At 69.7% G+C, this 11,517-nt stretch carries 13 protein-coding genes; 4 read left to right on the forward strand and 9 right to left on the reverse strand.

Going from position 1 to position 11,517, the window contains the following annotated elements:
• From VFZ39_RS15920 to dnaG, 3 genes are all read right to left on the reverse strand, one after another.
• The coding region (locus VFZ39_RS15920; RefSeq protein ID WP_330866767.1) for a VOC family protein at window positions 1-491 on the reverse strand (491 nt) is incomplete at its 3' end.
• Window positions 492-610: 119 nt separating this feature from the next.
• Window positions 611-1,099, reverse strand: coding sequence for a hypothetical protein (locus VFZ39_RS15925; RefSeq protein WP_330866768.1), 489 nt, complete (start codon window positions 1,097-1,099; stop codon window positions 611-613).
• Entirely contained in the window at window positions 1,096-2,979 is a 1,884-nt protein-coding gene (gene dnaG / locus VFZ39_RS15930) for a DNA primase (protein ID WP_330866769.1), read from the reverse strand. The genes VFZ39_RS15925 and dnaG overlap by 4 nt, the downstream gene beginning before the upstream one ends.
• A gap of 106 nt (window positions 2,980-3,085) precedes the next feature.
• Here dnaG and VFZ39_RS15935 point away from each other — a divergent pair, with 106 nt between their 5' ends.
• Genes VFZ39_RS15935 through VFZ39_RS15950 form a run of 4 tightly spaced genes read left to right on the forward strand, consistent with a single transcriptional unit; the run spans window position 3,086 to window position 5,169 of the window.
• Complete coding sequence (locus VFZ39_RS15935; RefSeq protein ID WP_330866770.1) at window positions 3,086-3,526, forward strand: phage holin family protein; 441 nt, start codon at window positions 3,086-3,088, stop codon at window positions 3,524-3,526.
• The gene (locus VFZ39_RS15940; RefSeq protein WP_330866771.1) at window positions 3,523-3,771 is read left to right on the forward strand and encodes a DUF3618 domain-containing protein; all 249 of its coding nucleotides are present in this window, start codon (window positions 3,523-3,525) and stop codon (window positions 3,769-3,771) included. Before VFZ39_RS15935 ends, VFZ39_RS15940 begins: the two co-directional genes overlap by 4 nt.
• Window positions 3,761-4,861 carry a YihY/virulence factor BrkB family protein gene (locus VFZ39_RS15945; RefSeq protein WP_330866772.1) on the forward strand — a complete coding sequence of 367 codons (1,101 nt, stop codon included), beginning with the start codon at window positions 3,761-3,763 and terminating at the stop codon, window positions 4,859-4,861. The genes VFZ39_RS15940 and VFZ39_RS15945 overlap by 11 nt, the downstream gene beginning before the upstream one ends.
• On the forward strand, window positions 4,858-5,169 hold the full coding sequence (locus VFZ39_RS15950; protein ID WP_330866773.1) for a hypothetical protein: 312 nt from the start codon (window positions 4,858-4,860) through the stop codon (window positions 5,167-5,169). Before VFZ39_RS15945 ends, VFZ39_RS15950 begins: the two co-directional genes overlap by 4 nt.
• Here the strand turns inward: VFZ39_RS15950 and VFZ39_RS15955 are convergent.
• The 6 genes from VFZ39_RS15955 to VFZ39_RS15980 form a co-directional block, all read right to left on the reverse strand.
• Window positions 5,145-6,425 (reverse strand): deoxyguanosinetriphosphate triphosphohydrolase, encoded by a 1,281-nt coding sequence (locus VFZ39_RS15955; RefSeq protein ID WP_330866779.1) that lies wholly within the window; start codon window positions 6,423-6,425, stop codon window positions 5,145-5,147. The two genes, VFZ39_RS15950 and VFZ39_RS15955, sit on opposite strands and share 25 nt — an antisense overlap.
• Before the next feature lie 49 nt (window positions 6,426-6,474).
• On the reverse strand, window positions 6,475-7,371 hold the full coding sequence (locus tag VFZ39_RS15960) for a mucin-2 protein (RefSeq protein WP_330866774.1): 897 nt from the start codon (window positions 7,369-7,371) through the stop codon (window positions 6,475-6,477).
• A 172-nt stretch (window positions 7,372-7,543) separates the two neighbouring features.
• The gene (gene dusB, locus VFZ39_RS15965; RefSeq protein WP_330866775.1) at window positions 7,544-8,671 is read right to left on the reverse strand and encodes a tRNA dihydrouridine synthase DusB; all 1,128 of its coding nucleotides are present in this window, start codon (window positions 8,669-8,671) and stop codon (window positions 7,544-7,546) included.
• 48 nt (window positions 8,672-8,719) lie between these two features.
• Entirely contained in the window at window positions 8,720-9,412 is a 693-nt protein-coding gene (locus VFZ39_RS15970; RefSeq protein ID WP_330866776.1) for a hypothetical protein, read from the reverse strand.
• 26 nt (window positions 9,413-9,438) lie between these two features.
• Complete coding sequence (locus VFZ39_RS15975; RefSeq protein ID WP_330866777.1) at window positions 9,439-10,839, reverse strand: glycine--tRNA ligase; 1,401 nt, start codon at window positions 10,837-10,839, stop codon at window positions 9,439-9,441.
• Between the two features lie 53 nt (window positions 10,840-10,892).
• Window positions 10,893-11,255: an antibiotic biosynthesis monooxygenase family protein gene (locus VFZ39_RS15980; protein WP_330866778.1), complete on the reverse strand. Its 363-nt coding sequence runs from the start codon at window positions 11,253-11,255 to the stop codon at window positions 10,893-10,895.
• Window positions 11,256-11,517: the final 262 nt, after the last annotated feature.

Below are 11,517 nucleotides of genomic sequence, written 5' to 3' on the forward strand. Positions count from 1 at the left end.
GACTGGATCGCCGTCTCCTCGTCCTGGTCCCAGACCAGCGGCCAGCCGAGAGCCTCGCTCCAGAAGTACCCCACAGCTTGTGAGCCGTCGCACGACAGCGCTCCGATGAAGCCACAGCCGGCCGTGAAGTTGTTGTCGGCCTCGATCACGCAGAACTCGTTGCCCTCCGGGTCAGCGAGCACCACGTGCTCCTCCTCGGGCAGCTGGCCGACGTCGATGTGGCGGGCGCCGAGCTCGAGCGCCCTCGCCACCGTGCGTTGCTGGTCCTCGGCGGAGGTGCTCGTCATGTCGAAGTGGATCTTGTTCGGGAACGTCTTCTGCTCCTCGCTGGGGACGAACCGGAGCCGGAACTGGACGTCGTCGCTCGGCATGACGACGACGCCGTCACGCGGGTCGTCGACCACGTCCCGGCCGAGCAGTGTCCCCCAGAACCGCCCCTGCCCGGCGGGGTCCTGTGAGTCGAAGGTGAGTGCGAACAGCTGAGCAGTCATCCGGTCCGAGCTCCGTTCGTCGTAGTGCGGTCAGCTACACCAGCAGGTCACCGTCCAGCATCGCACCGCATCAGCAGCGAGTCGTACTGGTTTTCTTGGTGGGCACCCGACCGCCCCGGTCAGTCCGGCCCCATCTCTGCCTGCGCATCCCGGAGCGCGGCCTCGGCGACCTCACGGACGGCAGGGTCGTCGGGATCGATGCCCTCGTCGTACTCGTAGAGCCAGCGCACCGGTCGGTCGCCCCGGGGCGCACGGCGGGCGATGACGCGGAGCCCGCGGCGACCGGTCACCGCCACGTGCCACTGCAGCACGACGCTGGCCGTCACCCGCTCCCGCACCAGCTCGAGGAGCCGACCCGGCTCGGCGATGGTGAAGACATGCTCCACGCGCGGCTCGCCCCAGGAGCCCACCTCGCTCAGCCGGAAACGGTCGGTGTCGCGGTCCCAGTCGGCGGCTTCCACGTCCTCCCACGGCAGCCGCACGCCGTCGAGATAGACCGCGTCGCGGCTGCCGGCGATCACCCGGCCGTCGTCGGACTCCGCCCAGGCGAGCACGGACTCACCCGGGCCGACGGCCACCTCGGGCCGCGACCGACGTCGCAACCTCACCCGTCGGCTCCGACAGCGCGCTCGTGGAGCGTGCGCCGGTGCTGCTCGAGCGCGACCAGCTCCCCGAACATCCGGTTGTACTCGACCGCGTGGTCGACCGGGTTGGTCCGTTGCAGCTTTGACTTGAGGTCGGCGATCCGGCGCATCGCCGTGAGCTCCTGGAGCCGGTAGACGTGGGCAGCGACGTACGCCGCATCGGGCTCCTTGGCCGTGAGCAGCGGCTCGACGCCGAGCGCGCTGATCGCCGACGACACCGCCGGATCCGTGGCGACCTCGCGCAGCCGGCTCGCCCAGCCCGCGTCCCGGGCACCCGCAGCCGGTCCGCCGGACGCCGTGATGAGCTCCCACACGCCGCGGTACGTCGGGTGGGTGAAGTCGTTCCCGCCGACGTCCCGGGAAGCGTTGCCGATGACCGCGGGATGCTGGATCACGAGCTTCAACGTCTCGCGCTCGAGCGAGAACCGAGGCTCGCGCAGGTCGGGCAGCTGCTGCCTCGTCGGGGGTTCGGCCGTGGTCGACGGGCTGGCCGGCGAGGCCGGTCGGGAGGACCGGTTCGCGGCGCGACGTACCTCCTCACGCGCCTGCTCGATGTCGACGCCCACCATCCCGGCCAGCTCGCGGGAGAACGCGTCGACCTTGGATCGGTCGCGGATGCTCGACACCAGGCGGGCACCCTCGCGGACCGCGTCGACCCGGCCGTCGGCCCGGTCAAGGTCGTACTTGGCAACGATGTTGCTGAGCACGAACCGGTACAGCGGCACCCGACGGGCGACCAGCTCGCGCACGGCGGCGTCCCCCTCCTTGATCCGCAGGTCACAGGGGTCCAGCCCGGTCGGCTCGACGGCGACGTAGGTCTGCGACACGAAGTTCTGGTCGCCACCGAACGCCTTCAACGCGGCCTTCTGCCCGGCGGCGTCGCCGTCGAAGGTGAAGATCACCTCACCGCGGAACTCCTCGTGGTCGTGCAGGAAGCGGCGCAGCACGCGCGCGTGGTCGTCCCCGAACGCGGTGCCGCACGTGGCGACCGCCGTACCGACCCCGGCCAGGTGGCACGCCATCACGTCGGTGTACCCCTCGACCACCACCGCCTGCGAGGACCGGGCCATCTCTCGTCGCGCGAGGTCGATGCCGTAGAGCACCTGGGACTTCTTGTAGATCGCGGTCTCCGGAGTGTTGAGGTACTTCGCCTCGATCCGGTCGTCATCGTGGATCCGTCGGGCGCCGAAGCCGATCGTGTCGCCCGAGGCGTCGCGGATCGGCCAGAGGAGCCGGCCCCGGAACCGGTCGTACGCCGAGCGTCCGATCGCCACGAGCCCGGCCGCGACCGTCTCCTCGTCGCTGAAGCCCTTCTGCCGGAGCAGCGTCAGCAGCGACTCACCGTCGCGCGGGGCGTACCCGTTGCCGAAGTGCTCCGCCGACGCCTGGTCGAAGCCCCGCTCGGTCAGGAACTGCCGGGCGACCTGAGCCTCGGCGCCGCGCAGCTGGTCGGCGTAGAACTCCTGGGCGATCCGGTGGGCGTCGATGAGCCGGCTGCGCCGCGGGCCGCGTGGGCGGTCCTCACGCGCGCCGTCGCCCTCTTCGCGCCGCAGCTGCACGCCGTACTTCTCCGCGAGCCGCTCGACCGCCTCGATGAAGCTGAGGCCGTCGATCTTCATCAAGAAGGTGAAGACGTCGCCGCCCTCGCCGCACCCGAAACAGTGCCAGAACTGGCGCGCGGGGGTGACGTGGAACGACGGCGACTTCTCGTCGTGGAAGGGGCACAGACCCTTCTGCGAACCACCGCCCGCGTGCCGGAGCGTGACGTACGAGGAGACGACCTCGTCGATCCGAGCCTTCTCGCGCACCTCGGCGATGTCCTCGTCGCGAATCCGGCCTGCCACGGTTCGGAGTCTACGCAGCGGGGAATGGCTGCCGACCTGGGTCCACAGGGCTTGCCCCGGTCCCTCGGGAGGTGTGAGCAGGACGAGAACGGGTAACGGTGACAACATGGCTACACACAGGGCAGAGTCCCAGCCCCCCACCGTCGACGCAGACCCTGACGCACGCGCCGAACCGACCCTGGGCGCGCTGGTCCACGACCTGTCCACACAGATCCCCGAGCTGGTCCGTTCCGAGCTGCGACTCGCGCAGGCCGAGATGACCGAGAAGGGGAAGCGAGCCGGGGTCGGCATCGGCATGTTCAGTGGCGCCGGCGTGCTCGCCTTCCTCGGACTCGCGACCCTGGTCGCCACCGCGATCCTGGCTCTCGCCCTGGTCCTCGACGCCTGGCTGGCCGCGCTCATCGTGGGCGCCGCCCTGCTGCTCGGTGCCGGCCTGCTGGCCCTCGTCGGGAAGAACCAGGTGGCCGAGGCCACCCCCGCCAAGCCGGAGCGGGCGGTCGAAGGCATCAAGGAAGACATCGCCACGGTGAAGGGACAGCACCTGTGACCGACAAGACGCCGGAGCAGATCGAGGCCGACATCGCCGAGCAGCGTGAGCAGCTCGCCGAGACCGTCGACCAGCTGACCGCCAAGCTGGACGTCAAGTCGCAAGCCCAGGCGAAGGTCAACGAGATGAGGCACCGGGCGACCACCGCGAGCGGTCGCCCCCGCCCCGAGGTTCTCGCCGCGGCCGGAGCGCTGGTGGCCGCGGCCGTCGCGCTCGTCTGGTGGCAACGCCGTCGTGGGTCCTGACCCGGTGCGTGGGCTCGGGCGTCACAAGTCGCAGACCCCTGCGCCGGACGACCCGATCAAGTCCGACAGCCCGACCGACCTGACAGGCCGTTCGTGGTGGTACATCGCCCGCAAGACGGTCCGCGAGTTCCTCGACGACGAGTGCCCGGACCTCGCTGCCGCGCTGACCTACTACGCCGTGCTCGCCATCTTCCCGGCAGCCGTCGCGCTCGTGTCATTGCTCGGCGTCGCCGTCGACCCCGAGCAGGCCGTGCAGACCGCGCTGGACGTCTTGCGTCCGCTCGTGTCCCCCGACGTGCTGGGCAGTGTCGAACCGGCCCTGACCGACATCGCCGAGTCCGACGCCGCCGGCTGGGCCCTCGTCCTGGGGCTCGCAGGCGCGGTGTGGACGGCCTCCGGCTACGTCGGCGCGTTCGGGCGGGCCATGAACCGGGTCTACGAGATCGACGAGGGCCGACCGTTCTGGAAGCTGCGCCCGGTGATGATGCTGATCACGCTGTTCGCCGTGGTCATGTGCGCCCTGGTGCTGCTGATGCTGGTGGTCTCCGGACCGTTGGCCGAGTCGGTGGGCAGCGTGCTCGGCGTCGGCGACGAGGTGGTGCTGCTCTGGAACATCGTCAAGTGGCCGCTGATCGGGTTGTTCGTCGTCGTCATCGTGGCCGTCCTCTACTACGCGACCCCCAACGTCCAGCAGCCGAGGTTCCGCTGGCTGTCCGTCGGCGCCGTCGTCGCCATCGTCGGCTGGCTGCTGGCCTCGGTCGGCTTCGCCTTCTACATCGCCAACTTCGCGTCGTACAACAAGACTTATGGCTCGCTGGCGGGTGTCATCGTCGGGCTGCTGTTCCTCTGGATCACCAACCTCGCGCTGCTGTTCGGCGCCGAGCTGGACTCCGAGATGGAACGAGGCCGGCAATTGCAGGCGGGGATCCCGGCTGAGGCGGAGCTGCAGCTGCCCGCCAAGGACACACGCAACATCGAGAAGGCGAAGGAGCGGGAGGCCGAGGACATCCGGCGCGGCCGAGAGGTTCGCCAGCAGGCCGACCGCCCCACCGAAGATTCACAACCCGAGAAGAGGGAGAAGAGCAGATGATGAAGAAGATGAGCCTGTTGGTCGCCGGCGGGATCGGGTACGTCCTGGGCACCCGAGCCGGCCGTGAGCGCTACGAGCAGATCAAGGGCCTGGCCGTGAAGGTCAAGGACAACCCGACGGTCCAGGAGAAGGCCCACCAGGCCGCTGACGTCGCCAAGGCGCAAGCGCCCGTGGTGAAGGACAAGGTCACCGGGGTGACCGAGGCTGCCAAGTCGAAGGTGGGGGGCAGCAGGAGCGATGGTGACCCCTTCCCCGACGAGAGTCTCCTGAACCAGGAGGACCCCTACCCGCGGGGCAACCTGCCCTGACGGACCAGCCGCTCGTGCCACGCCAGTGCACTGGCGTCGGTGAGTGACGCCACCTGGTCGATGACGACCCGCATCCGCGCGGCGTCGTCCTCGGCTGCCCGCCAGTCGTCGGCGAACGGCCGTTCGAGGTGGTCGGCGCCGCCGTGAGCCAGGGCCGTGACCAGCTCCGCCAGCAGCTCACGCTGACGCACCATGACGGCGACCCGGTCGTCGGCCTGCATCACGTAGTGGGCCGCGATGCCCTTGAGCACCCCGATCTCCACTGCGGTTGCCTCGGGTACGACGAGGTCGGCGCGGTAGCGCACGAAGGGGCCCGGCCCGCTGGCGAACGTGGCCTCCTGCACGGCGCCGCAGAACCGGCCGATCAGGTCGCTGGTGAGGTTCTTCAGGGCCGCTGTCGAACGCCGGCTGCGGTCGTACGGCGCGGTGGGCCACCCCTCGATGGCGACCAGGTCGTCGAGCACCGAATCGAGGGCCGCGTCGGTGAGGTCAGGCAGGTACCAGCTGCGCACCGTCTCCCACACTGCCGCCCGGTCGAGCCGACTGAGGTCGACCCGGCCGGCCACGACGCCGTCCTCGATGTCGTGGACGGAGTAGGCGACGTCGTCGGCGAGATCCATCACCTGCGCCTCGACGCACTGCCGACGGCCGGCGTCGGCCGGCCGGACCCACTCGAAGACCGGCAGGTCGTCGTCGTACACGCCGAACTTCACGACCACCCGCGGCGAGCCGTCGGCGTGGGTGCCGGTCGGCGGCGTCGCCGCCGACCGCGGCCAGGGGTACTTGGTGCAGGCATCGAGCGTGGCGCGGGTGAGGTTGAGGCCCGCCGACACGCCGCCGTCCGAGAACGTCTTCGCCTCGAGCCGAGTCAGGATCCGCAGCGTCTGGGCGTTCCCCTCGAAGCCGCCGCTTTCGGCTGCCAGTCCGGCCAGCACCCGCTCGCCGTTGTGGCCGAACGGCGGGTGGCCCAGGTCGTGCGCCAGCGCCGCGGTCTCGGTCAGGTCGGGGTCGCAGCCCAGTGCCCGCGCCAGGTCGCGGGCGACCTGGGCCACCTCCAGGCTGTGGGTCAGCCGGTTGCGGACGAAGTCGTCGCTCTGCGGGCCCACCACCTGGGTCTTGGCCGCCAGCCGCCGCGACGCAGCCGCGTGGACGACCCGGGCGCGGTCGCGCTCGAACGGCGTGCGCTCGGGTGCCGCCACCCGCTTGGGTGGCTCGACGACGTACCGCTCACGGTCGGCGTCGTCGTACCCCTCGATGCTCACGAGGGGTGACCCTAGCCGCGTCGCCTGCCTGCTAGTAGGTCCGTCAGTACGTCGTGACGTGCACGTGGTCGTAGTGGTTGGCGGTGGTCGAACCGCGGTCCGACATGTAGCGCCATCCCTCACCGGCCCGGTCGACCGACCAGATCTGCTGGCTGTAGATCACGTAGCTGACGCCGAGCTCGGCGTAGTGGGCGCGGACGAACTCGGCGACCTGCTGGCCGCGGTCGCCGCTGACCATGATGTCGATGGCGATGCCCTGGGCGTGCTCGCCGTCGCCACGGTAGGTGCCGTACGACGTGAGCTCGGGGAACGCCGCGCACACGGCCTCGTGGACGGCCAGGATGTTGGCCGAGCCGGAGACCGAGCTGCCGTTGGTGCACGAACCACCGAGACCCGGCGGGCCCTCCTCGGGCTTCTCGTCCGAGAGGTAGCCGGCGGTGACCCAGCGCGCCTCGCCCTCGATCACGACCTCGACCTTGCCGGCGGCCTCACGGCCGGTGACCAGGACCTTCTTGCCGGCGTCGATCTCACCGAGGTTCTCGGCGGTCGCCTCCTGCGGAGTGGTCCACAGGTTCAGGTCGGCGGTGGTCCAGAGCTTCGTGTCGGCCCGCCGGATCGCCTTGGCGGTCGCCTCGGCGGTGAGCATCTTCTCGATCTCACTGAGGGGCTCGATCCGGCTGCCGGACCGGCTCACGACCGGAGCGCGCTCGGACACGTCGACGGCGCTGCCCAACGACTGTGCGCCGGTGCTGCTCGTCGTGGTGGTGCTGCTACTCGCGGCCAGCAGGTCCCGGGTCTCGGGGCTGGCGGCGAGAACTCCTGCACCGACCGTGGACAGCGTCGCGACAACGGCGAGCGGGGCTGCTACGAGGGGTGCTTTGGGGATGCGGACACGGAAGATGCGGGCATTGGTTTCCCGCTTGTGGCGATGTTCTGCCACAGCGTTGGTCCTTTGCTCTTGCTGACGGGGGATCGTGCACCGGTTCGGCTGGTGACCTCGACGGCGCGAAGTCCCGAGTGAACCACAGAGCACCTAGCGACCCCACAATTGTGGGCTGGAAGGTGCTGCGTGTTTCTCGTCACCTCGTCGTGATCACTTGGTGATCGTACCGTTATCCGCCCGTGACCTCAGCGGTGTCCTCCCGCAGCAGGTAGTCGGTGCCGTCCTGGTCGTCCAACCAACCCTCCGGCAGCACGACCTTGCGGCGCGGTGAGCCCTGTCGGCCGCGAGGCGCCCCGAGCTCGGAGGTGGGGAACGGCTCGTCCGGATCGAGCTCGGCGAGCAGCGTGTCCAGCGTGGCGAGGGAGTCGATGAGTGCCAGCGAGTGCCGCAGCGGCCCGCCCGCGCGGAACCCCTTGAGGTACCACGAGACGTGCTTGCGGAACTCCTTGCAACCGCGCTCCTCCCCCATGTGCTCCGACAGGAGCTCGGCGTGCCGGCGCATCATGGTTTGAACCTCGCCGAGGGTCGGCAGGACCTGCTCCTCCCGGCCGGCGAAGGCGGCGGCGAGGTCACGGAAGAGCCAGGGCCGTCCGAGACAGCCGCGACCGACGACGACCCCGGCCGCCCCGGTCTGCTCGACCATCCGCACGGCATCAGCGGCCTCCCAGATGTCGCCGTTCCCGAGGACGGGAAGGTCGACATGCTCCACCAGCGCGGCGATGGCGTCCCAGTCCGCGGCGCCGGAGTAGGCCTGGGCGACAGTGCGGCCGTGCAGCGCGATCGCCGCACAGCCTGCCTCCTGCGCGATCCGCCCGGCGTCGAGATAGGTGACGTGGTCGTCGTCGAGCCCCTTGCGGGTCTTCATGGTCACCGGTACGTCGTACGGCGTCGCCGCTGCCACCGCGTGCTCGAGGATCTGTCCCAGCAGGCCGCGCTTCCACGGCAGCGCTCCCCCGCCGCCCTTGCGTGTCACCTTGGGAACCGGGCAGCCGAAGTTGAGGTCGACGTGAGCCACGCCGTACTCGGCACAGAGGATCTCCACCGCCTTGCCGACGTAGACGGGGTCGGTGCCGTAGAGCTGAACGGACCGGACCTGCTCAGCGTCGTCGAAGACCAGCATCTGCTGCGTGGTCTCGTCGCCCTCCACCAAGCCGCGGGAGGTGATCATCTCGCAGACGTAGAGGCCTGCACCCTGCTCCGCGCAGAGCCGGCGGTAGGCCGCGTTGGTGATCCCCGCCATCGGCGCGAGGACGACCGGCGTCTCCACGCGCAGTGAACCGAGAGTCAGGGCGGGCATGCCTCGATTGTCTCCGACCCGGGTCCGCGAGACCCAATCACAGACGGCTCAGCCGTCGCCCTTCCCACCCTGGTCGCGCTTCTTCTTCTCCGTACCCTTCGCCGGGACGAGCTCGCCGGTCCACACGATCGGGTCGAAGTCCTGGCTCGGCCGGAAGCTGGCGGCGGTCAGGTCGCCCTTGTTCGGGGAGAGGTAGACCATGCACGCCTTCATGGTGGAGCCCGGCTTGAACCGCTTCGGGAAGGTGGCGCCGTCGCACGGCTTGAAGCTCCCCGTGAAGAGGGACGACTCGATCAGCCGGTTCTCGCCGTCGACGGCGTACAACGGCACCGGCCGGGGTGCCTGCTTGCTGCCGAGGTCGGTCTCGCCGACGTTCGTCACCTTGGCACGCACGAAGTACGGCGCGGTCTTGCGGATCTGCTTGGTCAGCTCCCAGCCGACGAAGAGGTCGAAGCTCGCCTTCTCGAGTGAGGTGACGGTGATGTCCATCGCGCCCACCGTGTCCTGGGACAGCTCGTAGGCGATGGTCGCGGTGTCGCCGACCTCCAGCTCGCTCCCCTGCGGGGTGAGCTCGACGCCGTCCGGGACGGGCAGGTACGGCTCGTCCTCGGACGATGTCGCCGACGGGTCGGCCTCACCGTTGGGGTTCTCCGGATCGTCCCCGCCACACCCAGTCAGGACGAGGGCCAGCGCCGCGGTGAGACCCACCATCCGGACGGCGAAGCGAGCGCGCGCGGGCATGCGGTCATTGTGCATGGGAGACCCCATCAGCAGCCCACGAATCGCTGGGCGAAGTAGGTGGTGACGGAGTCCAGCGACACCCGCTCCTGCTGCATCGTGTCGCGCTCGCGAACCGTCACCGCGAGGTCGTCGAGCGTCTCGAAGTCGACGGTCACACAGAACGGCGTCCCGATCTCGTCCTGGCGCCGGTAGCGGCGGCCGATCGCACCGGAGTCGTCGAACTCCACGTTCCAGTGCTGGCGCAGCTCGCCGGCGAGGTCGCGGGCCTTCGGGGACAGGTCGGCGTTGCGCGAGAGCGGCAGCACCGCCACCTTCACCGGTGCCAGCCGCGGGTCGAGCCGCAGCACCGTGCGCTTGTCGACCCCACCCTTGGTGTTGGGCGCCTCGTCCTCGGTGTAGGCGTCGATGAGGAACGCCATCAGGCTGCGGGTCAGGCCGGCCGCCGGCTCGATGACGTACGGCAGGTAGCGCTCGTCGGCCGCCTGGTCGTAGTAGGAGAGGTCCTGGCCGGAGAACTCACTGTGCTGGCTCAGGTCGAAGTCGGTGCGGTTGGCGATGCCCTCTAGCTCTTCGAAGTCACGGCCGGAGAAGCCGAAGCGGAACTCGATGTCGACGGTGCGCTTCGAGTAGTGGGAGAGCTTGTCCTTGGGGTGCTCGTAGTGCCGCAGGTTGTCGGGGTCGATGCCGAGGTCGGTGTACCAGCGGGTCCGCTCGTCGATCCAGTACTGGTGCAGCTCCTCGTCCTCACCGGGCTTGACGAAGTACTCCATCTCCATCTGCTCGAACTCGCGCGTGCGGAAGATGAAGTTGCCGGGCGTGATCTCGTTGCGGAAGCACTTGCCCATCTGGGCGATGCCGAACGGCGGCTTCTTGCGGCTCGAGGTCACGACGTTGGCGAAGTTGAGGAAGATGCCCTGGGCGGTCTCGGGCCGCAGGTAGCGGAGGCCGGACTCGTCCTCGGTGACGCCGACGTAGGTCTTGAGCATCATGTTGAAGGCGCGCGGCGGTGTCCACGCGCCCCGGGTGCCGCAGTTGGGGCACGGGACCAGCTCGTTGATGTCGACCGAGTCGGGGTCGTCGAGGCCCTTCCGCTCGGCGTACTCCTCCTGCAGGTGGTCCTCGCGGAAGCGCTTGTGGCAGGACTGGCACTCGGTCAGCGGGTCGCTGAACGTCGACAGGTGGCCGCTGGCCTCCCAGGTCCGGGTCGGCAGGATCACGCTGGAGTCGAGGCCGACGACGTCTTCGCGGGCGGTGACCATCGACTTCCACCACTGGCGCTTGATGTTCTCCTTCAGCTCCACGCCGAGCGGACCGTAGTCCCAGGCGGAGCGGGTGCCGCCGTAGATCTCGCCGCACGGGTAGACGAACCCGCGGCGCTTGCAGAGGGAGACGACCTGGTCGAGGGTCGAGGGAGGCGGCTTGGCCACGAGGGAACAGCTCACTTTCACGTACAGGCCGGCTGGCTGTCGGTCTGGAGGGGTCAGCCTAACGACCCGTGGGAACGGTCCGCGTCGTCGCCCTCCCCAAGCCGGCGCCGCACGTCCGCGGCGTTCAGTGGCTGGCCGGGTTCGGCCCACTCGTACGCGCTCGGCTCGTCGAGGGCGCGGTAGAGGACAGGCACGGCGTGCATCTTCACGTCGTACGCCGAGAGCGCGCGCCGGTAGCTGCCGACGTTCTCCCACGTGCTGGTGAGGACCCACAGCGTCGGGTCGTCGATGTTGCGCCCGATCCGGCTCTCGAGGTGGCCCGGCCGGGCCGCGAGAGTGGCCCGGGCCAGCTCGAGCTCCGCACGGAAGGAGTCGGCCTCCTCCGCGGCGACCCGGAACCTGTTCACCACCAGCACCTGGTCAGTATGGCCCGGGGCGGAGACGCACCCGCATCGCCACCTCTCGACATCATTCGGCAGCGACCGCCCGGCCTGGACGCGCCGCGCCGATTGACAATGATTCTCAAGTGGGTTGAGAATCGTTCTCATGTTTGTCCGGAGGCTGGTGACGCTGGCCGCGCTTGCCGTGTCCGGCCTCCTGGTCGGTTGCGGTGCGGTGTCGGGGGCGGTCTCCGACGACGGTCGTCGGGTCGTGGCGTCGTTCTACCCGCTGGCCTGG

Origin of the sequence: Nocardioides sp., assembly GCF_036374615.1 — a bacterium.
Lineage (GTDB): Bacteria > Actinomycetota > Actinomycetes > Propionibacteriales > Nocardioidaceae > Nocardioides.

What these genes read in the sequence shown, in the direction of transcription:
- VFZ39_RS15935 (WP_330866770.1), top strand. Translation starts at nt 3,086, where the DNA reads ATGGCTACACACAGGGCAGAGTCCCAGCCCCCCACCGTCGACGCAGAC.
- VFZ39_RS15950 (WP_330866773.1), top strand. Translation starts at nt 4,858, where the DNA reads ATGATGAAGAAGATGAGCCTGTTGGTCGCCGGCGGGATCGGGTACGTC.
- dusB (WP_330866775.1), bottom strand. Translation starts at nt 8,671, where the DNA reads ATGCCCGCCCTGACTCTCGGTTCACTGCGCGTGGAGACGCCGGTCGTC.
- VFZ39_RS15970 (WP_330866776.1), bottom strand. Translation starts at nt 9,412, where the DNA reads ATGCCCGCGCGCGCTCGCTTCGCCGTCCGGATGGTGGGTCTCACCGCG.